Raw genomic sequence first — 23,758 nt, 5'->3', positions numbered from 1 at the left:
GCAGCCTGTTTTATATAAAAAGAAGCCAAAAGATAACAAAACATATTTCATAAACATTTAATGACTATGTGCGGTGGTAATTTATAGAACCAGCCTTATATCTTTGATAACACTCTTGATAAAGTCTTGTTCTGACTTAGTGATGCCATATCGTTTGAACAACTTTGCATCAGTCCATTTCTGAGATAGGTCTACTACTGGGACATACCTATACACATTGTTGGTCAAGTTATGCCCATTCTTTGCCAATAGCATCATAAACCTAAAGAAACTTGTATGCATATAATCAATAAGGTTTTGAGCCTCCTTTTTTGTTTTTAGGGTTCTAACCACAAACAATCCATTTGTACATACAGATTTAGGTTCTGATATAATTGGGGCGCTGATGATAGAATGTGGCAATGTGTCCTCACCAGGACTGGCTTTTGCCACCAAAACCTTCCACTTGTTGCTTAGTGGCAGATATGCCTTATCTAACTGGCTAGGTCTTATATATCCTATCTCTTTTCTTACACAATATAAGCGCACACTATGTGTATCCGAAGGATTTGATTTATATGCTTTAAAGCTATCACCTAAGCCAAAGGGATCTCTGTTTGAAACATATTCGCTATACATTTTTTCATTAAAAGACTTTACCTTCTCTAGAATGCTCAATCCTTGGGTGTATCTTATAAGTATATTCTCACCAGATGCCCTTAACAGCCTCTTATCTTTGTATACTTTCCCATTGATATGGCTTATAAAGTTACAAGAACCATGATATTGTGCATCCCAAAGAAAAGCACAAACACCGCCTCTTAAATTAATCCCCTGAATGTGACACTCTTTTGGATCTGGATAATCAGAGAAAACAGAGATTCTTGTATCATCCAACATCTCTTGACGAAACTCATTCAAGCCCTGTCCTTTGCCTCCAGAATACCACACAGCCTTCATATACATAGAAATGTACTGTGGATTATAGCCCTTTGCAACTTGCACATATTGATGATACAGAGCACTGGCAGAGTCTCCTCTTCCTCCTCCATCATTTGTGTTGAATGGAGGTCCACCAATAATAACATCAGCCTGCAACTGATTTATGAAACACACCATCTCCTCTTTACCATTAATGAAATCAGCGGAAAAATATCCCTTTAGAACATTCTCTACAGGCATACCCAAGATTTCATATATTTTACGAGTCAACTCATAGGTAAGGTGGGATGTTGGTAGTGAGTATACGTTGTTTTTGATTTCTGGTATATTGTTGTATGTTTCATATAATGATATTGCCAGTTCACCCTGCTTGGATGCTATATCCAAGAATTTTGTTTTACCATTAATTTCAGTTGTGGGTAAGAATGATACCAATTCATCAGCAACATACTTGGGGGTTACTACCTCTGAGTCTGATATTCTTGTAAATTTCTTTATAGCAATTTTTGCTCTCTCTAGTGGTTGTAGAGAGGTGTCTTGCATCAGCGAGTTGATGTTTTGTATCTTAAAATCAAGTTTACTTAGTACAAATGGATTGCACTTTGCTTGTATGAGTCTGAGTATGCCTACTCTTAATCCTAGATTACGAGATATTCTCTTATTGTCATCTTCCTCATTTATACTATTTATCACTTGTTCAAGAGACATAATTCGGGAATTAGTCAAGAAAGCAAAAAAGAGTATTTTTGAGTAATAAGCCGATAGTTTCTTTTCCAAAGACTTAAGAATTTCTTGTTCTGTTGACTCTTTTTTGTTGTCTTTGCCGTTGTCTTCATTATCCGTCTCTAGTTCATCTTTTGAATTAGAGTCAGATGTTTCGCTTGATGTTGGTAGGTCTATATCATCTTCTCCATCTTCAAGGGGCTTAAACTCAAGTCCTTTGCTAGCATCAATCTCTTTCATCTTCTCAATTTCCTCTTTTAATATCGGGTCATTAAGAAGGGAAGTGTCAAAAGGAATATCTATAGCCTCCTCCAACACACTCTTTGATTTTGAGTACTCGCGAACTGCATCAAGGATATTAGCAGGTGTAACCTCCTTGATTTTATTGTTGTTTAAGACTATAATCGGAGAAATTTGCAGCTCTTCCTTGATGCGCTGCTCTAGTTTTAGATTGCCATTCTTCTCTACATTAACATTGTAAAACTGAGATTTCAACTCTTGTAGCCTAAACATTCTGTTTGGGTCAAAGTCCACAAGTAGAGTTTGAGGCTTCATATTATATTTTACCTCATTACCCTCTTCATCCTTATAGATCTTGATGTATTGGTTTTGTATTCTAAATATGGCTTGGTCGTACTCTTGAGGAGAAGCGGTGTCCTTTAGATAGAGCATAGTGTCCCATTGCTCTACTGTACTGCCAGTGAGCATTTTGTTTACAGTCAAGGTCAGAGTCTTTTTACCTGTCTCCTCGCATTCTTTAATCTTGGCTATTACTGCACCTGCACTGTCATATTCATCTTCAACTCCTGCAATATTGATTATCTCATATTTACTGAGATTTTGGAATTGTCTTTTGTTGGACTTGATTAGTGCTGCCATTGCATCACAAGATGCTCTAAAGGGCAACACACAAACTATATGTCTGCACATTTGTCCATCCTTAATTTTATCATAGTCCAAGAAACCTAGTAAATTCTCCTCTTGTTTAGAGCCATCAATGATTTGCAATAAGTCAAGTATCTCTTTTCTATAGACAAACTCCTTATATTTTTCTGCCCTGTCTTTTGTTGTGGATTGGGGTTTAAACAACTCTGAGAAAGCATATGTTACCCCATTTTTCCTTAATTTCTCCAATAGTCTTCTTGAGGATTCGTTAGGGTTAAATGCAAAGCGTATCATTTGAGGAAAACCATAATAAGGATTATCCCACTCCTTTACATTATCATCTGATAGATGTTCATAGTCCCACCTCCTTTGCTCGTTAACTATATCGGTAAATTGACAGAATGCTATTATGTCATCCTTGGCAAACTCCTCATCATTCATTAAAATACGATATGGAGTACCCGAGAGATGTAACTGCACTTTATAGTTCAGCCCTTTGATATTTTCATTGTTGTCAAAATCATCTGAGGTCTCACTTCCTTCCATCTCTTTTAAAATCTGAGCTTTCGTGAGTTTACTATTTCTTAGTATCTTTCCATACTCTTCTCCTCTGGCTCCGTAATGAGTTTCGTCAACAATGAGCAGGTCTATGTTATTGGCGAATACATCCTTGTGTTTTTCCTTCACCTCAGTTCCTTGAAGGTCTTGAAGGGTTAAAAACAACACTATGTTTTCTCCCTTAGCTAATGCCTGTGTTATAACCTCTGGATTTACAAGCAATGCAGAAGAGTCAATAAAAGAGTAACCCTTAAAGTTTGCAGGTATCTCTACTGTCTTTTGCCATTCTAACTTAACATCAGCCTTAGCAGAAACAACCACCACAAATTTTGCTTTCATTTCCACAGCACAACTCATAGCAGTAAAGGATTTACCAAATCTCATTACTGCATACATAAGTAAATTAGTCCTGTGTTTGTTATCAACGGCTTCCTTAAAATTGTATACTGCTTCTTGTTGATTAGGTCTTAAACACCAAGGCTTTTCCTCACGTTCAAACTTATATACTATGGGGAGAAAATCAGGAGAGTACAATTTGTATTTCCCATCATTTTCTCTAGCACTACGACATATATCAGCAATGGCTTCATCTACATCACTAGTTGTTGCATCCTTAAAGAACTCCTTTGAAAAATACTCAAGTACAAAAGTGCCTTGCTCTAATCTTTTGAACTTTTTATCGTGTTCTAGAAAGTAATGTACAGAGTAATCCCTAAAGATATTACCATTGTCTACTTTGGCTATATGCTCATACAAAGGAACTAAATCCTTAAAATGAACTCTCCACTCATTCAGACGTACATTGACAGGTCTATAAGTGTCCCCTACTTTGAGATAGTTTGGGACAGTTCCAGTGGAGAAAGCATAGATGTGAGGGTCTACTCTACCCACAATCAATCCATCTAGTATGGTTGTATCTATGTTCGTATTCATTAGTCGAAGAATGAAAGTTGCTGAATTGCGTTATAAGTAGAAAGTTTACCATCAGCTAGTAACAACTGATAATTATTTTGAGATTGCTGTTTTGAACTAGCATCAACTATCTTTACATAATCTGCCAAGTCCCACATTATAGCTTTTTCCTTTATTGATTCTATCTCTGTAGTTAAGAAATCAATACAATGTATCTCCAACTTAGTTTTGTCAGATAGCAAGCCAACAATTTGGGGTAAGTAATCCAATAGGGTGTTAGCATCTTTGGCTTTTATTCGTACAGATTCACCTTTTACCTCAAGTTCTTTTACATTAATAAAGAAATCTTCTTGATTCTTATCACCCATTTCTAAAGCAAGCTTAATTTTTGAGGCTACATTTCTCATTATCTGAGTAGGTACAGCCTCTCCAATGCATCTACGAATATTCAACTCATTAGCTTTGAGGTATTCATCTGCATTCTCCATTGTGACAGAATCATCATAATCTGTCCAATGAAACGAACTGGGTATAGTCATTACTCTCATCAGTTCTCTAATGCTCAACACTCTGTTATCTACAGGGTGTATTGTATCTTGACTTGACAACACATCATTCCTTGTATGTATACAAGAGCATACTTTGTCCCATACAAGTCTACGATATTTATTACCCATATATGCACCCTTGTTGACCACCTTATTCCCGTGTTCGTCAATATGACCAGGCTGTAACTCTACAGGTTGGTCAAAGGCACTTTGCCCTTCCTTAATATTTATTATCCAACTTAGTTGTTCTTTAGGGAAAGGTCTGGCAAAATGCAGATAGTCAGAAACGTCTTTTTGACAATAGCCTAAGGAGGCTAAATCACCGATAGCCTCTCTCAGTTTTATCTCCCTGTGTCTTGACGGAAACAAAGATAGAGGGGATAAATTCGGACACTCCTTACTAGTGCCTATTACAATTGTCCTAGGTCTGCTTGATGGCACACCATAATCTTTGAAATTGATAACCCTATAGAAGATGTTGTACCTGTCAGCCAAATTACAAAATATGCTTTCGCTTATGGGCTTGTCTGTACCATCTGTATCCGTGCATATTGTCTTCATAAAAGCACGAACATTTTCAAAGATGAATATCTTAGGTTGTATTTGAGAAATAAGTTTGATAGCCTGGACAACAAGCGAATTTCTCACTTGTTCATCTTCTGTCTTCTTGTAGTTCGCCGTTGACATTCCTTGACAAGGAGGAGTTGCAAAGACTACATCAACTTGTTCTAACCCCTCTTTTCCTTTCCACATTTCAATCTCATCAAAGAGCTTTGCGTGTGTTTCTTTAGAAGTGATGTCACCGCCAATATAGCCAGATCCATATTTGCACTTGTGATTTGCTTTTTGGACATTAAGCCTAACATCTAGCAATTCGTTAGTTGCTATACAATCAAAATCATTCATTTTAAAGCCATAGCAACCAACACCAGCACTGCTAAAAAGGGAAATATATGTTTTTTTTTTGCTCATCCTTAATTCTGCTACACTATTACAAATTAAACTTTTTAAATACCTGAGCAACAAAAAGTTGCTCAGAAGCTTGCCATGTCAGAATTTTCACTTATCTTAGTGGTGCAAAAAAAAAAGAGAATCTGACGATAGACATGGCGAAGATACAAATTAAATCTGAGAGACTCACTCCTTTTGGGGGATTATTTTCGGGTCATGGAGCAATTTGACTCCACATTATCATCTGTAATCGACTCAATCATCGGTCTAAGGTGTATGCAAGTTCCATTTATTGCACATCTTTTTTTGCTTTGTGCAAAAAATACACTACCTTTGCACGAAAACAATAATTTTGCATAATAATTTTATTAAATATTTTATCAAAAGAGTAAATCCCTCTCAGAATATTAATTAGCTTTGTTCTGACATAAGGTAAAACTCTGCATAATTAACCCTAATGCATATATTATAATGGAGAATATTCCAAGTTTTAACGAGCTAATAGAAAAGGCTATAATTGATCATTGGGATCTTGATGCTCTTACAGATTATAAAGGAAAAACCTTACGCTATCACGATGTAGCAAGAAAAATAGAAAAGCTTCATATTATGTTTGAAGCAAGTGGCATACAAAAAGGTGATAAGATTGCTCTATGTGGGCGTAATTCTGCAGCTTGGGCTTCAGCTTTTCTTGCCATACTTACTTATGGTGCAGTAGCTGTTCCTATTCTCCATGAGTTTACTCCAGAGCAAATACATCATATAGTAAACCATTCCGAAGCAAAACTTCTCTTTGTTGGCGACGTTGTTGCAACTCAAATCGATGCTGTACAAATGCCAAGTTTAGAAGGTGTCATCTATATTCCTGACTACTCTATTGTTATAAGCAGAACTGATAAGCTCACTTACGCACGTGAGCACCTTAATGAAATGTTTGGTAATAAGTATCCTAAATATTTTCGTTCAGAACACATACATTATTATAAGGAACAAAGTCCTGAAGAGTTAGCTTTGATTAATTATACTAGCGGAACAACAGGGCACTCTAAAGGAGTAATGCTACCTTATCGTGCTTTATGGAGTAATACTGATTTTGCTAAACATGTAATGAACAATCATGTTACAACTGGTGATAACATTATTAGTATATTACCTTTAGCTCATATGTATGGTATGTCTTTTGAGTTTCTTTTTGAATTTCTATCAGGTGTACATGTCTTTTTCCTTACTCGCATGCCTTCACCTGCAATTATCTCTCAAGCCCTACATGATATAAAGCCCATAATAATGATTGCAGTACCTCTTGTCATAGAGAAGATCATACGCAAAAAGGTCTTCCCTAAAATACAAAACACTAAAATGCAATTTTTATTAAAACTACCTTTGCTTAGTAAGAAAGTAAAGGAAAAAATACGTGAAGAAGTATATAATGCCTTTGGTGGTAATCTTTATGAAATCATAATAGGTGGTGCTGCTATAAGTAAAGAAGTAGAAGACTTTCTACACCAAATTAATTTTCCTTATACCGTAGGTTATGGCGCTACAGAATGTGCACCTATTATATGTTATCGTGATTGGAAAACTTTTGTAAAAGGTTCTTGTGGACAAGCTGCTTACCATCAGCAAGTAAGAATAGATAGTTCTGATCCTGAAAATATAGCTGGTGAAATACTTACAAAGGGTCCTAACGTTATGTTAGGTTATTATAAAAACGAAGAAGCTACTGCACAAACTTTGGATAAAAATGGTTGGTATCATTCTGGTGATTTAGGAACAATGGATGCCGATGGGAATGTATTTATTCGTGGACGTTCTAAAAATATGCTTTTAGGTAGTAATGGTCAGAATATATATCCTGAAGAAATAGAAGATACTCTTAGTTCCCTCTACCTCGTTTCAGAATGCTTAATAGTACAACGTGATCAAAAATTAATCGGATTAATATATCCCGACTATGAAGAGGCTGCTAACTTAGGCTTAACAAAAGAAGATATCAACAAACAAATGGAAGAAAACAAAGTACAACTTAACTCGCTAATGCCAGCTTACTGTAAAGTTGCTGAATTCGAAATACGCGAAGAAGAATTTCAAAAAACGCCAAAGAAATCTATTAAACGCTACTTGTATAAATAAATATACTCTTAGAAGTACAAATATAATTAATTTTACTAATGGTCTTTACAAATAAGACTATTAGTAGGGTTTCTTATTTTAAATTACTTTTTTTACATCAATCTGCTATATCCACAAGCTACTCTACTAATAACCTTTCTTTCCTATATTTAAAATATCACTAATTATATCTATAACCATCAACAATATTTTAATAGACAAATATTTATAGAAAAGAACTTCCAAACGTAATATGATAAATTTAAACAGGTTATAACCTTTTTATACATGACTATAATATTATAATTATAGTATATATATTTATATGTTTAAAGACACACTAACCATAACAAAAACCCACCAAACCTATCGGTCTGGTGGGTTATCCTTTTCGTTCGTCTACTAAAATTACTTAGCAGTATCAGCAGCTGTTGTATCTGCAGCAGCAGCAGTAGAATCAGCCTGAGTAGAATCAACCTGAGTAGTATCTGTCTTTGTAGAATCAGCATTAGCTGCTGGTTTAGCATTACCACCACAAGATGCGAAAGAGATAGCTGCGATAGCTACGAACATTAATACTAATTTCTTCATTTTTCTTTGCTTTTTAAATTCTGTAAAACAATCATTTATTTATTAAAACTGATGCAAAGTTATATATTATTTTGATACTCCAAAAATATTTTAATGGTTTTTTTACATCTATTCTGTAACTTTTTCATAATGCGTTGATACATAGAGATATACAATTAGCAAATAAATGTTAAACATTTCTTCTTCTCATTATTGTTCTGAAAATATCTTTCCAAACTATTTGTTTTTGCTCCATCTATACGATATATTAAGATTAAAAGTATAACTTTAAAATTATCTATTATTGTTATCTCCACTTTTTTCTACTACCTTTGCAGACAATTATGATTGATACAGCAGCTTTTCAAGGCAAAACAGCCAAATTTTATACATTAGGGTGCAAACTCAACTTCTCTGAAACAAGTACCTTTGCACGCACATTATACAACATGGGCGTGCGTGAGGCTAAAAAAAACGATATTGCAGATATTGTTTTAATAAACACCTGTTCTGTTACAGACGTTGCAGACCATAAGTGTAGGCAAATTATTAACCGAATGGTTCGTCAAAATCCTGGAGCTTTTGTTATAGTCACTGGCTGTTATGCACAATTAGAGAGCCAAACTATAGCTAATATAATAGGTGTAGATCTTGTTTTAGGAAGCAATGAAAAAGCCAACTTAATACAATATCTCAGTAATGCATGGAATAATATAGAAGAAAAAACTCCTATAGATAATACACAGAAAAAAACATACCATGCTGTTAAAACAAAAGATATTACGAGCTTCCAAGATAGTTGCTCACGTGGCAATCGCACTCGCTATTTTCTAAAGGTACAAGACGGATGCAACTATTTCTGTACTTATTGTACCATACCTTATGCACGTGGCTTTTCGCGTAACCCTCCTATAAAATCACTTGTAAAACAAGCCGAAGAAGCTGTGGCAGAAGGAGGACGAGAAATTGTACTAACAGGAGTAAATATAGGAGACTTCGGAAGAACTACAAACGAGTCTTTTTTAGATCTTGTAAAAGCATTAGACAACGTAAAAGGCATAGAGCGTTATCGTATAAGCTCTTTAGAACCAGACTTAATAGATGATGACTTAATAGAATATTGTGCTACATCTGAACACTTTATGCCCCATTTCCACATACCCCTACAAAGTGGTTCTGATGAAGTTTTAAAACTTATGCACCGCCATTATGACCGTGCATTATTTGCAGATAAGATACTTTTAATTAAGGAACGTATGCCTAATGCTTTTATTGGTGTAGATGTCATGGTTGGGTGCCGTGGTGAAAAACCTGAATTTTTCGAAGATAGCTACAATTTTATAGACTCACTTCCTATTACACAACTACATGTCTTCCCATATTCAGAACGTCCTGGTACCAGTGCTTTATCTATACCATATATTGTAGATCCAAGGGAAAAGAAGCATAGGGCTAATCGCCTTTTAAAACTATCTGATCTTAAAACACAAACTTTCTATGCTAAATACATTGGAAAAGAAGCTAATGTTCTCTTTGAAAAAGCTGCAAGAGGTAAATCTATGCACGGATTTACAGATAACTATATCCGGGTAGAACTATCTCCTACAGAAGCTAAAGAAGAATATGATAATAACATAATAAAAACTCAATTAGGGAATTTCAATTTTGATAAAACGGCACTTAAAGCAAAAATTATACTATGAAACGAATAGCAGTAATAATCCTTAACTGGAATGGAGAAGAAATGCTTAAAAAGTATTTTCCATCTGTGATAAAATATTCATGCGAAGAAGCCGAAGTGATAATAGCAGATAATGCTTCTACTGACAATTCTTTAAAGTGGCTTAATCAGCACTATCCACATATTAGAATCATCAGACTTGAACAAAACTACGGCTTTGCTGAAGGATATAATAAGGCCTTAGAACAAATAAAAGATGTTGATTATTATGTATTACTCAATAGTGATGTAGAAGTTACACACCATTGGTTGACACCATTATTTGAAGCAATGGACGCTTACAAAGATATAGCAGCTTGCCAGCCTAAACTGCTGTCGTACCTTAATAAAGATTCTTTCGAATATGCTGGAGCCTGTGGAGGATTCTTAGATAAATATGGATACCCCTATTGTAGAGGGAGAATATTTAACACTATAGAAGATGATAATGGGCAATACGATAATGCACAACAAATACTTTGGACTACAGGAGCATGCATGATGATACGAAGAGAAGATTATTGGCAGGCTGGAGGATTAGATGGGAGATTCTTTGCCCATAATGAAGAGATAGATCTCTGCTGGCGGTTACACAATATGGGCAAAAAACTATATTGTTTCCCAGAAAGTATAGTATATCATTTAGGGGGTGGAACTTTACCAAAATCAAATCCTAAAAAAACTTTTCTCAATTTTCGTAATAATCTTACAATGTTATGGAAAAACCTTCCAGAAAAAGATCTCAAAAACGTTATGCGTATGCGGTTAATTTTAGATTATATTGCTGCTTTTCAATCCCTTATACTAAAACGTAATTGGAAAGAATTTAAAGCTATTATAGATGGACGTAAAGCCTTTAAAAAATGGCGTAACGAATTTACACGAACAAAAACTAAACAAACAAGAACATTAAAAGAAAACAGATTAGAAGGACAAGATAACAAGTCTTTATCTAACTTACTTCCTGATGGGAGAACTAACATTTTCCTACTTAAAGCATACTATCTTGATAAATGTAAAAAATTTTGCGACCTTTAAAAAGTATTACAACAATTTACATGAAGGAGAAATGAAAAAACTTTTAAATAAATAAAACTATATTATATTTTTAAATAGCAAAAAATAAATTTTATTTTTTGCTATCAAAGAATGTGTTATATAAAGCAACTATCCATACTGAAATTACAAAAGGTGCTGTAAGAGTAATAAAACCTAATTTTAAACCTACAAATTGAATTACAAGAGATAATATAAATCCTACTAAAACCTTAATATATATATGAGTCTTTGTATTAAGAATATTAGCAATAGCTAAAACAGTTAGAACAACGTTATAACCATACATACCATTATTTATAGAATGAGTTTCCACAAAAGGAAGCCAACAAACTATTAAAGATAATAAACCTGCTAAGAAAAATTCTATTGCCATTTTACGTGAATTTACTAATATTGCAAGAAAAAATAGTAAGCCTGTAAAAAGACTTTTACCTTGAAGCATTATCTGACCAAAATTTAAAGACAAAGCTTGAAGTAATAAAAACGGTTCTTTTGATATATTTTGTTCTATTGTAAATTGCTGTAAAATAGGGAAAGCATAACTTATAAGCAACATTAACCATGTAATTATTACAAAAGGTGCTGTAAGAGTGGGTAGCTTTTTTTGCTTTTCAAAAACATATACAATGAAAGTTGTAACAATAGAAGCAATTATCATTAGCAAAACAGACCAAATATTAATAGACATAAAACATGGAACAGCTATACCAATAAGAGTTCCATTAAAACCATAAAGACCATTTTTTATATTATTAGAATTATAATTAAGAAATATTGCTGTTAATGTACTTATAATAGTACCCAATAATGCAAATAAACACATTAATATAGAGTTAAAACCTATACCTACTAACATTAATATTCCTGAAAGTATATTATTCTGGAACATTACTTGCCCTACTCCACGAAATATGGCACTTATAACGTCATTTAATCTCATTTCTTTTTCTTAAACTAAAAAATCCAACCCCTATTTCCCTTATATTTTGTTTATATATCTATACTTTGGAAGAATTTCATATTATCTAAATCTTTTTATCTTTTATAAAATATTCTTATTGCTTTATAAGTGTTATTCCTATATTGGAAACACTCTGTAGTACATCTTCATTCATATTGTGATTAATAGTAATATGTATAGAATCATTACGTTTCAGATAAAAAGACTTTATATATGAACGGATAGTATTGTTACTAATATTCTCATGACCAATTATTTGCCCCTTTTTATTAACAATCTTACACCTTATAATATTACAATTACTATAACGAATAGTTCTTTTTCTTCCTTTAACAGAAATTATTTGCTCATTAACTATGACGCTAAGATTACGATAGGGAAAGTTTTTTGCCGTTCTTATTCCTAGAAAAAGCAAATATCTACCTTCCCATTGACGTGGAATATCAAAAGTCAAAGTATCTCTACGATTCCAACCTTGTAAGGAAACATTTTGATATTTATCGTATATGCGTGGGTCATTACATGAAATAGCGTTTATAATAAAAGCTATAAACGCTATAAAACATAATAAGTTACAACCCTTAAATTTCATTTTTAGTTTCTTGTTTTGAAGAATTGGTATTATACTTTCGTTGTCCTTGACGCTGACGATTATTATATGACTGTTTTTTATTTTGTCTTTCTGTACTTTGTTGCTGCTTACTATTTTCTTGCTTTTTAGTAATACTATTTAATTGTTCCTCTTTACTATAGCTTTGCTGAGAATTGTTTATTCGTCTTTTTTTCTTAGCTCTGTCGAATCGGCTTATATCAGCATTCGCTAATAAATCGGCAGAAAGTTTTTTAGGCTTTGCCTTACTATTCTCTTGTAAAGAAAGAGGTTTTTCTCCACGGCGATTTAGCTCTATAATTTCTTTAGCACGCTCTGCACTTATTGATTCTATATTAGCTGGGAAATTTTTATCTGTAGAATAGGAACATTGACCACTTAGAATATCTGTCTTAAAAAGATAGAAGTCAGCATCCATTGTCTGTAACACAACCTCTTTGCTTGGTAGTTTACGTGCAGCTTCCATATAAGTATCTACTTCATAGTTAAGACAACATTTTAGTTTAGCACACATACCTGCTAACTTGGTGGGGTTTGGAGATATATCTTGAAAGCGTGCGGCAGTGGTAGAAACGCTTGAAAAGTTTTTCATCCATGTAGCACAACAAAGTTCTCTTCCACAAGGTCCAGTGCCACCAATACGTCCTGCTTCCTGACGAGCACCTATTTGCTTCATTTCTATTCTCACATGAAAAGTCGCTGCTAAGTCTTTTATTAACTGTCTGAAATCTACTCGTTCATCAGCAATATAATAAAAAATAGCTTTATTTCCATCGCCTTGGTATTCTACATCACCTATTTTCATTTTTAGACCTAAGCTTTTTGCTATTTGTCTACTTTTTATCATTGTATTATGCTCACGACTTTTTGCTTCGTGATATTTTTCCATATCTACATCTTTTGCTATACGATATATGCGTTTGATGTCTTCGGGCGATTTGATGTTAGAATTTTTCTTTATTTGTAACGTTACAAGTCTACCTGTTAGAGTAACCACTCCTATATCATGACCAGGATTAGCCTCTACAGCAACAATATCTCCTTTCTTCAGATCTAATCGATTAATATTGTGATAATATCCTTTTCTTGTATTTTTAAATTGTATTTCTACAAGGTCAGTGCTAAAGCTATTGCCAGGGACATCAGCTAACCAGTCATATGTGTTCAGCTGTTTGTTTTGGCGCCCACATCCAGCATTACTAAGCCCTCTTGCGCAGCCATGCCAAACCTTAAATTTCATATTATTATAGTCCATTGAAAACTTTCTTATTTAATATATATATATGCTTATAAACATGTATTTGTTATTTCTTTAATATGAGTAATATCATCTTTAATGCTAAATCGTAAAAAACTATTTTTGCATTTGCATTCTGACGAATATCCCTATATGCTAATTCTAACAATTCATTTATTTCTATTATATTTGCTTCATTAATAAAGCGAGAAAAATTCTTTGCAAAATTCTCCTCTTCCATAGTCAGATATATTAGCTCTGGTTGAGAAAAATTATACATAAAATTTTCTCTTATTTGCTGCATGAAATAGTATAACATACGGCGTTGTTTCTCTCTACCGTACATACTTATATTGTCTGACCAAGTCTTTAGCTCTTTTAAGTTACGTAGATATGCAAGGCGCATTAATACTTGAAACTGTTTAAGAAACTCTTTATTTTCATTATCTGTATTTATAGTTTCTAAAGCTTTAAGCCAGCTACCATTAGCAAGATGTGCTATACGGCGTGCCATATCTTTATCTATACCACGTTGTTCTATAAGAGAATGCTCTATAGTAACATCATCAATACGTTTAATATCAATACGTTGCGTTCGGCTGCGTATAGTTTCAAGGATTTGGTCTGGCTCTTCACTTACTAAAAGAAAGATAGTACCCGAAGGAGGCTCTTCTAAAAGTTTTAGCATTTTATTAGCCGATGTTTGGTTCATGCGTTCAGGTAACCATATAATAGATACTTTAAATCCTCCTTGACTCGATTTAAGTGATAATTTACGTGTCAGTTCATCTGCCTCAGCACCTGTTATAATTGCCTGTTGGTTAGTGGCTTTAATATGATCCATCCATTGCTGTATAGTAAAATAAGAACCTTGTAGAATCATTTTTCGCCATTCTTTTATGTAATCATAACTTATTGGTTGATGTTCAGCTCCCATAGAAGCATCTTTTATTGTAGGATAAGTAAAGTGAAGATCAGGGTGCTCCCATTTACTAAGCATAGCTTCTATATGTGTGTCAGCATTTAATATTGTATTGCTTTTTTGCATTCCTTCAGATAGAAGGTAGCAAGCAAAATCCATAGCAAGCGCCATTTTGCCTACCCCTTTTTCTCCACAAAATAGTATTGCATGCGGCACACGATTTTCCTTTACAAGTGCTTTTAATCGTTGTATAGCATCTATTTGCCCTATAACCCTTTTAAAATTTGCCATAATAACCGCTTTTCTTATCTACAATATTAAAGAGTACAAAGATAAGAAATAAATGCGAGATATAAGAGTAGGTAAGGTTATAGTTTATCCTATTATATGTTTTATTATAATGTAAATAATATTATTAATCTCGTTTAAAGATGTCCCTTGTATATACTTTTTCTTTAATATCATCAAGACAGCTATCATAACGATTAGCTATAATAGCATGTGAAAGCTGTTTAAATTTGTCAAGATTATTAACTATCTTACTACCAAAAAAGGTTGTATTATCTTTTAGAGTTGGTTCATATATAATAACTTGAGCTCCTTTAGCTTTTATGCGTTTCATAACACCTTGTATTGAACTTTGCCTAAAATTATCGCTATTTGATTTCATTGTAAGTCGATAAACCCCTATAACACATTCTTTTTCACTTTTAGGATTATAATCACCACAATCATTGTAGTCATAATATCCTGCAGTATGTAGTATCTGATTGGCAATAAAATCTTTACGAGTACGATTACTTTCTACTATTGCTTGTATTAAGTTTTCTGGAACATTTTCATAGTTTGCTAACAGCTGCTTTGTATCTTTAGGTAAGCAATAACCACCGTAACCGAATGAAGGGTTGTTATAAAATGCTCCTATACGAGGATCTAAGCATACCCCTTGTATTATATTAGCTGTATCTAATCCTTTTACTTCTGCATAAGTATCTAATTCGTTAAAATAACTTATACGTAAGGCTAAATAAGTATTAGCAAAAAGTTTTACAGCCTCTGCCTCTGTAAGATTCATAAAAAGGGTAGGAATATTTTCTTTTATAGCACCTTGTTGTAAAAGATGAGCAAAAAGATGAGCATTTTTATCTAATTCCTCATTATTTTCTGGACGCCCAATAATAATCCTACTGGGATAAAGATTGTCATATAGAGCCTTACTTTCGCGTAGAAATTCTGGTGCAAAAATAATATTATCACTTTTATATTTTTGTCGAACACTCTCTGTATACCCCACAGGAATAGTAGATTTTATTATCATAATAGCCTGTGGATTAACCTCAGTAACAAGTCTTATTACTTCTTCCACATGTTGCGTGTCGAAATAGTTGCGTACAGGATCATAATTAGTAGGTGTTGCTATAATTACAAAATGAGCGTCTTTATAAGCTTCTTTCCCATTAGTGGTAGCTTTAAGATTGAGCGATTTGTTTTTTAAATAATCTTCAATATAATCATCTTGAATAGGTGAAATACCATTGTTTATCATTCTTACTTTCTCTTCCATGATATCAACAGTAACCACTTCGTTGTGTTGGCTAAGCAGCGTAGCAATACTTAGTCCTACATAACCTGACCCGGCAACGGCTATTTTATAATTGTTATTTATGCTCATTACAATCTGTTAGTTGTTTTATAGATATGAGCAAAGGTAAGTATTTTTTTTTTCATAGTAGCTTATTGCCTTTTTTTATCTTTTATATTAAATAAGTATCCTATCTTTTTACTTTCTTTATCTATATAAAAATATCCCTTATATGCAACAATGCATCTAAGGGATATTTTATATAAAACTCTAAGAAGAATCAAAAATGAAGCATTAATATAAAAGGCTCATCTTCATAAAACAAAATTAATTATTTTTACTAATATCAACTAATATTTTTTATTATATACCCATTTCACTTTCATCTTTTATTGACATGAAACAAACTTCTCTTTATTAAAATCATAATAGCCCCACTTATTATTTCTCTTAGAATAAAATTTATTATCCAATATGTTTTTCTTTATAATTAGCCTTGTCTCAGGGACAGCCACTGTATTAGGCTCAATATCTGTAACAACAACAGCATTAGCCCCTATTCTGCAATTATCTCCTATCTTAATATTACCTATTATCTTTGCTCCTGCCCCTATATAAACATTATTACCTATAGTAGGAGAACCAAATTTAGGATGCCCTTTTATAGTATTACTACCAATAGTAACTTGCTGAAATATTATACAATTCTTACCTATTTTAGCTCCATTTGAAATAAAAACACCTGTAAAACCATGAGGAAAGAAAGGTATACTGTCCATAACACATTCATGTCCTATCCAGCTACCATATTTAGAAAAAGTAGTATCATAAATGGCAAGTAGCCTTTTACCCCCTATTTTAGGATAGTTTAACCTAAGATACTCTTTAAGTTGCCAAATATTATTAAACTTTATCTTAACATATATCTTAAACACAATATTAATAATAGTGTTATAACCGTAGCTAATTATCTTAATTAATATGTTATATATGCTCATCATTACTTTAGTTTTACGTTTGTTAGATCTATAGCTTTAGCAAACTCTCTCTGTGCTTCTTCCGTAAAATAATAATGTGACGCTGCAGCAGATGTAAAGGTTAATTCTCCAAAATATGGTTTATTGTTTATTATATAAAAGTCTACTCTCACTTGTGGAAAACCATCAGACAAATCTTTTGCTATATCAAGCATCTTCTCTAAGCATTTGGGACGAGGAATATCCTTATATTTTGCACTTTTATCAGTAAGCAAATCACGCCTATGCTGCCATGTGTCTTTGGTATATAAATCGACGGTTACTGAAGAATGTCCATTTTCTTTTTTCTTCCTATCATAACACAATAATACTATATAAGGCTTACCATTAAAGCACCACACCTTATAATCTACCAACGAAGACGATAAACCTTGTGTTGCTTGGTCCTCTAACAGCTCCTCTACTATAATTCGAGGCTTTATCTTTTTATAATGTGGCTCTACTACCATACCCCAACCTATTGGTATTAGCTTGGTTTTTAAGCAGTTAGCTATATTTTCCCAATTTTCCGCAGCCTTATCCTTTATTATTATGGCAGAGCCACAATCGTGTGTACATTTTATAACAAACTTCTTTGGTAAAATATTAAAGTCAATATCTTCCACTCTATCCCACACGCCATAACACTTAGGTAATATCTCTTCATATCCTTTTTGGATAATATAATCTCTAACCTTATATTTATCTGCTAAGTCAGACCATACAGAGGTATCGCTCAAAGCTTCAAGCCACATTATTTTAGCATCGAGCGTTTGCGGATTTTCCCAGTTTAACGACTCCTTATGTGATGCTCTATACTTTAAAGAAAAAGCCTTTTTAAGATTCTTTTCCTGTAATTTTCTGAAATAATTAGAGCGAAACAGCTCTGCATAAAACTTATTTCTTATTATCTCTATAAAATATGAAAGATAACTTTTATTCATTTCTTCTTTACTTTTGGTTATACCTTGTCTTTTTCTACTGTTGTGTATATATTACAAATCTCATTTAGAGCATCTTTTACAGAAGAATGTTTTAATATCACTTCTCTATTATTCTTTTTCTCCTCCATAGATAAAGACCTATTAATGGATTTTAATGTCAAATCGCTTTGAATAGAGAAAACTATCATTCCTATCGATTTAAAATATTTAAAGTTCACTGATGTTTCTGATAGAAAAACCTTACTTCCCTGCCACAGCATTTTATATATATTACCTAACGCAGCCTGCTGCTCATGTCCAAATATAGCATATCCACATTTTTCTAATAGCTTAAAATACTCTGTTTTTGGCATAAAATCTCTAAGTGCAACTATATTATTATCTCCCCAATAGCTCTTAGCATCATTTATCACATAGTCTATATACTTTCCATCACCCCCATAATTTAGAGGCAACAATATTTTACGTTCCGCTGTAGTGTTACATTTTAGTTTTGCTAATATATCAAGGTGATTATTTGGTACTCCTGCCGCATTCCCAACAAGTATATAAGAATCTAATTGCGGATAATGGTCTATGTTCTCATCAGTAAATGGATCTTTTCTATCAAAATAAGCAAATGGTAAATGTTTAGCTTTAAAATATGGTACACTATCTTTTATAAGCTTATATTCTATAGGTAGGCAACCAGAAAAATAATCTATACGCTCTATTGACTGTTTTATCCTCTTATTATATATTAAATCATAAATAAAAACCTTCAGATTTATAATTCTTTGCTTCTTATAGTTTTTATTCCAATACTTTTTTGTTAAAGGTTTCAATCTCTTTAGTCGTATAAATGGTCTAATCTCATTAGGGTACCTATATAAATCAAACCCCCAAGCTTTCCATAATATTTTTACATTGTTTTTTATTTTATAGATATAGTCTATAGGTATAGAGTTAAGACTGTGTAATATAACTAAATCAAAATCACCTTTATTAATATATTCTACACTTTCTCCCATAGGTATAACACGTATAAGCTCCTTATTCTTAATATAAGTAAAGTGATTATTGTTATTTTCAGCTATAAAGATATACTCCATATAGTGTTTACCTTTAGTATCTTCAAATATATTTATTTCTTCATCTATAAATTTATCATCTACTATACAATGTAATATTCTCATTATTTTGCTATTATAAATTGTTTTATATATTCTATCTCATTATATCTAAATAGTATTGCGACACCTACATAACAGCCTATTCCAATAACTGTTCCTACTATTATTTGTAATATCACATTTTCTATAAAATAGACACAACCACTTGATACTATCAATAATAATATAGAGCTTAAAATGATAGGTAACAAATCTTTTACTTGCCTTATAAATCCTATAGAAATAAGTTTACCAGTATAAAAAGTGTTTATAGTTAGTGCTATTATTGAGTTGATTGCCAACCCTATGCACATAGCTTTTAGGCCCATAGAGAATGTTATTAAAATAATAATTACACCTAATATCTTTTTTATTATTTCTAACCGTAAAAACAGGTCAGACCTGCCTTTTACTTGCAGCAAATTAAGATTAATAGCATGTATAGGATGCCACATCAGCGCAATACATAATATTTGTAAATATATAACACAATTATCCCATTTATCTGTTAATAAAATATCTACTAATGGTCTGGCAATGGCAGCTAACAACATCATCAACGGGAAAATAATAAATGCTGACATCTTTAAAAGCTTTCTATAGTTAGTTTCAAGCCTTTCCATATCATCTTGTATTTCGCTCAACACTGGAAAAGTAACACGCTGCAACACACTTGTCAGATTAGAAGAAGGCAATGTTGCTAAGCCTTGAGCTCTTGAGAAATATCCCAAGTCTGCAGGAGTAAACAGCTTACCAATAATAATAGGATAAATATTATTATATGTAGTATCTAATAACCCTGAAGCTAATAGCTTTGAACCATAACCAAAAAGATAATGAAACGATTCTTTAGAAAACCCATATCGTGGTCGCCACGTAGAAAACTTCCATAACAAAATCATTCTAACTAAAGCATTACTTATACCCTGCCATACTAAAGCCCAAACGCCAAACCCATTGTATGCCAATATTACACCTATAATACCAGACATTATCGTTGATGCAAGAGATATTTTAGCCTGTGTCTTAAAGTTGATCTGGATAGTAAGCAATGCTTGCTGTACTATACATAATGAGTTTAAAAACATAGTAACAGATTCTAATCTTATAATCATAGTCAGTATAGGCTGATTATAAAAATTAGCTATCCATGGTGCTGCGATAAAAAACACTATATATGCAAAAAGTCCTACTACTATATTAAAATAAAAACAAGTAGAAAGATCTTTTTCTGTTCTATTGCTTTTTCGTATAAGTGCATTTGCAAAGCCACTATCTACAAATGCTTGAGCCACTGCAAAAAATATAGTAATCATAGCTACTATACCATAATCACTGGGGCAAAGCAAACGCGCAAGAATAATAGAAAACACAAAACCTACACTCTGATTAGAGAAACGTTCTACCGTACTCCATATTAATCCGTTTTTTGTCTTCTGACGTAAATTATCTGACATATCCTTTTTTATATTGTGATGCTTTTACACACCATTGATTTACTTTGCCCTCGACTTGCACCTACTATACTTATATATATATTCCTAAAGGGGAACCTAATTTCTTAGAATATTTTTGATGCTCAGTTATTATTATCTATATTCCTAAAATATAGATAACCACAAAACACTACTTCTTCTTAAAGAACATTTTATTTCTTCATAATTCTTTGCTTAGCACTTGAAATCTCTTCTATTATATTTTCTGGTGTTTTCTCTAATAAATATATTTTTGATTGTTGTTTTTTTATTGTAATACAACTTTTTATTTCATCATTTATTATATATGCAAGTATTATGCTACTATTCCATATTTCATCATATTCTTTTTTATTATAAAATATATTGTTTTGCAGGCACCATAACTTTATAAAATCAATGAATTTAGTTTTTCCACAATTAAAATCTTTCAATAGAAAAACATGTGAAGTTATAGGTTCTATCTTATGATTTGATTGATAAATTAAATAAGTCTTTTTATCATGATTCGTAACACTCTCTTCCAATCTAAAAGATTTTTCCATTTTCTTTTCTACTATCCACGGCTCATCTGAAGTCATAGTAAACAAAGGAAGATTAGTAGAACTCTGTTTACACAAAAAGTATATTCCCGAGCAAGCTGACGGAGTTTTTTAACACTCCTGACGCCTTTAAATTTATCAAGAGCTACTTTTACCATCGCATCTAAATAATCAACACCAGAACTCAAATAAGTTAGCATGCTGGAAATATTTCCCCCCCCCACGAGGGTTTACTTCTATGACGTAAATACCTGAAGCGTTATATTTCAACTCAATGTGTGAAGCACCGTCTGTAAAGTTGATTTTAGTTAAAATTTTAATCACTACATCACATATATCCCCCCACAACTGTTTTGAAATATTAGCTGGTTGATGATGCCCTGTTTCTGCAAAATGTGGAGGCTGACTTTTATCTTTTTGCGTTATTTGCACTACTTCATGCTTTCCATGGTATGAAATGGTTTCAACTGACAGCTCATCACCTTCGATATATTCTTCTACTAAAATCTCTTTATCATCTTCTTTAGATGCATAAGCTATAGCTTTTACAAACAGTTCTTTTGTATCTACATATGTAACACCTTTCTTTCCTCCACCCAAACATGGCTTTACAACACAAGGATACACCCCCTCATCTTTACCTTGATATTTATAATATTTAGGTTGACAAAGTTCTTTTATATCGTCAAGACATTGTCGTACATAATACTTATTCTGTAATAATTTAAAAACTTTATATGAAGTAGCATTTAATTTTAGGATTTCTGCAACATGCGACTGTACTAAAGCGGTTACTTCTGAGCCGTTAGAAGCAACTCCTTGCACCCCTTCCTCTTTACAAATACTAACAATTTTCTCTGTATCAAAAATCTATAGGATAGAAATGGTCTACTATATCTTTACATATAGCTCCTTTTTCCCATGCAAAACAAAAGGTTTCTACACCCAATTCCCTTGCTTTCAAGCATAAAGGATATTGTCCTATAGAAGCACCTATAACAGCTAATTTCATAATAATATTTTATATTTATTTTAATTTTATATGTATATAATTATTTATCATCCTTAACACCTCATCAAGCTCTGGTCTGCTTTCAGCATATAAGAAGACTGTTCCAAGAGATGTGTTTGCTCCTGTAAATGTAGAAATAGCATCTCCTTGTTTTACTGTTAAAAAAACGTCTTTAACATATTTATGCAAGAAATCTTTATCAAAATCTATTGAACCTAAAATACCTGGTTTAGAAGAATGTAAAATATAATTACACCATGCACCTTTATAAGAAGGAGATTCTATTTTTGGTAAAGGTAAAGATACTGCTTTACAAATTTCAGCAGATATTAAAGACTGTCCTGTAGCCATATCTTGCAACTCTGCTATACGGTTTCCCCCACCTCGTGGAGAAACTTCCATAAGATAAGCCTTACCATTTGTACTTACACGACATTCAACGTTAAATATACCAGTACGCACATTAAGCAATATAAATAATCTTTTTAATTCTTCATTTATCTCACATTGATACTTTAATGGCATAGAGGAAGGCCATATTTCTATTGCTGGAACATAAGGATTAGTTGCTTTTATATCAAAGAATTGATCTGAAAATGCTGGATATGCAAGATTACCATTATATGCAAAAACATCAGCACTTGACTGTGTACCTAAGGTATCTAAAAAATCCTCAATTATAAAATAGTCTTTTAATGAAAAAGATATAGCTTTCTTAATAGCTTCAGATAAATCTTCTTTCCTTTCAACCTTGCTTACTCCTTTGCTTCCTACAGAATCTACAGGTTTCACAATAACAGGCCAAGAGAAAAAGTCTACGTCTTCTAAGGCTTTGTTTATATTGTTATATCCTTTTGCTTTAGGACTATTAAAACCATTTTCTGTAAGAAACTGACGAAACAAATGCTTATTTTGCAAAATTGTAGCAGCCTTATATGAACACTGAAAAGGTAATTGCATTTTCTCTGCAACATATGCTGCAGGAACAACACCAAGATCTACTGCAAACGACATAATACCATCTATTTGCAAACTTTGAGCCTTCTTAAGTACTTCTTCTACCCGTTGGCGGAATTAAGCCAGTGCATACTTGACTCTTCCAATGGGTCTATTATTAATGTGATTTAAATATTGCATTGCGGTAAAGGCACTGATTTTACCGATAATTCTTGTAAACAATCCTACTGTTTCCTTTGCATAGTTGCGGCAAATCATAAATTGGTCGCACATCTGCGAGAAGTCTGTTTCAATCCTTTTTCTCGCCTTCGCAAAAGGAATAAAAGTAGGTTTCCAATTCTTTTGATTGTGCCGATAAGGAACTTCCAATCTGATATTTGCGGTTTCAAA

General features: G+C 32.8%; 19 protein-coding genes and 1 pseudogene. 3 read left to right on the top strand and 17 right to left on the bottom strand.

Features of this window, described 5'->3' with window-relative positions; all coding sequences use genetic code 11:
- Positions 1-81: 81 nt before the first annotated feature.
- Both F596_RS0105325 and F596_RS10875 read right to left on the bottom strand, forming a co-directional pair.
- Positions 82-4,020: a DEAD/DEAH box helicase family protein gene (locus F596_RS0105325; protein ID WP_019036136.1), complete on the bottom strand. Its 3,939-nt coding sequence runs from the start codon at positions 4,018-4,020 to the stop codon at positions 82-84.
- Positions 4,020-5,519, bottom strand: coding sequence for a DNA cytosine methyltransferase (locus F596_RS10875; protein WP_019036135.1), 1,500 nt, complete (start codon positions 5,517-5,519; stop codon positions 4,020-4,022). The genes F596_RS0105325 and F596_RS10875 overlap by 1 nt, the downstream gene beginning before the upstream one ends.
- A gap of 450 nt (positions 5,520-5,969) precedes the next feature.
- On the opposite strand from F596_RS10875, the gene F596_RS0105315 reads away from it, so the two are divergent.
- Positions 5,970-7,631 (top strand): AMP-binding protein, encoded by a 1,662-nt coding sequence (locus tag F596_RS0105315; RefSeq protein WP_019036134.1) that lies wholly within the window; start codon positions 5,970-5,972, stop codon positions 7,629-7,631.
- A gap of 387 nt (positions 7,632-8,018) precedes the next feature.
- Here the strand turns inward: F596_RS0105315 and F596_RS0105310 are convergent, their stop codons facing one another.
- Positions 8,019-8,201: a PG1828 family lipoprotein gene (locus F596_RS0105310; RefSeq protein ID WP_008448907.1), complete on the bottom strand. Its 183-nt coding sequence runs from the start codon at positions 8,199-8,201 to the stop codon at positions 8,019-8,021.
- A 323-nt stretch (positions 8,202-8,524) separates the two neighbouring features.
- On the opposite strand from F596_RS0105310, the gene mtaB reads away from it, so the two are divergent.
- A complete protein-coding gene (gene mtaB / locus F596_RS0105305; protein WP_019036133.1) occupies positions 8,525-9,883 on the top strand; it encodes a tRNA (N(6)-L-threonylcarbamoyladenosine(37)-C(2))-methylthiotransferase MtaB in 1,359 nt (452 codons plus the stop codon).
- Positions 9,880-10,938, top strand: a complete 1,059-nt coding sequence (locus F596_RS0105300; protein ID WP_008448906.1) for a glycosyltransferase family 2 protein — start codon at positions 9,880-9,882, stop codon at positions 10,936-10,938. The genes mtaB and F596_RS0105300 overlap by 4 nt, the downstream gene beginning before the upstream one ends.
- 91 nt (positions 10,939-11,029) lie before the next feature.
- Here F596_RS0105300 and F596_RS0105295 read toward each other — a convergent pair whose 3' ends face one another.
- From F596_RS0105295 to F596_RS10860, 14 genes and pseudogenes are all read right to left on the bottom strand, one after another.
- Entirely contained in the window at positions 11,030-11,899 is an 870-nt protein-coding gene (locus F596_RS0105295) for an urea transporter (RefSeq protein ID WP_008450199.1), read from the bottom strand.
- A gap of 115 nt (positions 11,900-12,014) precedes the next feature.
- Positions 12,015-12,512, bottom strand: coding sequence for a gliding motility lipoprotein GldH (locus F596_RS0105290; RefSeq protein WP_008450113.1), 498 nt, complete (start codon positions 12,510-12,512; stop codon positions 12,015-12,017).
- Entirely contained in the window at positions 12,502-13,785 is a 1,284-nt protein-coding gene (locus F596_RS0105285; protein ID WP_019036132.1) for a PSP1 domain-containing protein, read from the bottom strand. Before F596_RS0105285 ends, F596_RS0105290 begins: the two co-directional genes overlap by 11 nt.
- Positions 13,786-13,834: 49 nt before the next feature.
- Positions 13,835-14,980 carry a DNA polymerase III subunit gene (locus tag F596_RS0105280; RefSeq protein WP_019036131.1) on the bottom strand — a complete coding sequence of 382 codons (1,146 nt, stop codon included), beginning with the start codon at positions 14,978-14,980 and terminating at the stop codon, positions 13,835-13,837.
- 124 nt (positions 14,981-15,104) lie between these two features.
- On the bottom strand, positions 15,105-16,361 hold the full coding sequence (locus tag F596_RS0105275; protein WP_019036130.1) for a nucleotide sugar dehydrogenase: 1,257 nt from the start codon (positions 16,359-16,361) through the stop codon (positions 15,105-15,107).
- Positions 16,362-16,660: 299 nt separating this feature from the next.
- Entirely contained in the window at positions 16,661-17,272 is a 612-nt protein-coding gene (locus tag F596_RS0105270; RefSeq protein WP_019036129.1) for a serine acetyltransferase, read from the bottom strand.
- A complete protein-coding gene (locus F596_RS0105265) occupies positions 17,272-18,231 on the bottom strand; it encodes an ATP-grasp fold amidoligase family protein (protein ID WP_019036128.1) in 960 nt (319 codons plus the stop codon). The genes F596_RS0105270 and F596_RS0105265 overlap by 1 nt, the downstream gene beginning before the upstream one ends.
- Before the next feature lie 17 nt (positions 18,232-18,248).
- Positions 18,249-19,406: a TDP-N-acetylfucosamine:lipid II N-acetylfucosaminyltransferase family protein gene (locus tag F596_RS0105260; RefSeq protein ID WP_019036127.1), complete on the bottom strand. Its 1,158-nt coding sequence runs from the start codon at positions 19,404-19,406 to the stop codon at positions 18,249-18,251.
- Positions 19,406-20,839 carry a lipopolysaccharide biosynthesis protein gene (locus F596_RS0105255; protein ID WP_019036126.1) on the bottom strand — a complete coding sequence of 478 codons (1,434 nt, stop codon included), beginning with the start codon at positions 20,837-20,839 and terminating at the stop codon, positions 19,406-19,408. Before F596_RS0105255 ends, F596_RS0105260 begins: the two co-directional genes overlap by 1 nt.
- A gap of 191 nt (positions 20,840-21,030) precedes the next feature.
- Complete coding sequence (locus tag F596_RS11315; protein WP_019036125.1) at positions 21,031-21,438, bottom strand: hypothetical protein; 408 nt, start codon at positions 21,436-21,438, stop codon at positions 21,031-21,033.
- Positions 21,439-21,570: 132 nt separating this feature from the next.
- Positions 21,571-22,224, bottom strand: a complete 654-nt coding sequence (locus F596_RS11310) for an ATP-grasp domain-containing protein (protein ID WP_026302364.1) — start codon at positions 22,222-22,224, stop codon at positions 21,571-21,573.
- Between the two features lie 37 nt (positions 22,225-22,261).
- Positions 22,262-22,411 (bottom strand): hypothetical protein, encoded by a 150-nt coding sequence (locus F596_RS11825; RefSeq protein ID WP_154648177.1) that lies wholly within the window; start codon positions 22,409-22,411, stop codon positions 22,262-22,264.
- Positions 22,412-22,426: 15 nt separating this feature from the next.
- The gene (locus F596_RS10865) at positions 22,427-23,425 is read right to left on the bottom strand and encodes an ATP-grasp domain-containing protein (protein ID WP_019036124.1); all 999 of its coding nucleotides are present in this window, start codon (positions 23,423-23,425) and stop codon (positions 22,427-22,429) included.
- Between the two features lie 60 nt (positions 23,426-23,485).
- Positions 23,486-23,758, bottom strand: a pseudogene (locus tag F596_RS10860) (IS982 family transposase); the annotation flags it as partial.

It is taken from the genome of Prevotella amnii DSM 23384 = JCM 14753, from assembly GCF_000378745.1.
GTDB classification, from domain to species: domain Bacteria; phylum Bacteroidota; class Bacteroidia; order Bacteroidales; family Bacteroidaceae; genus Prevotella; species Prevotella amnii.
Note: the sequence above shows the minus strand (reverse complement) of the source record. Positions and strands in the feature narration are given on the sequence as shown.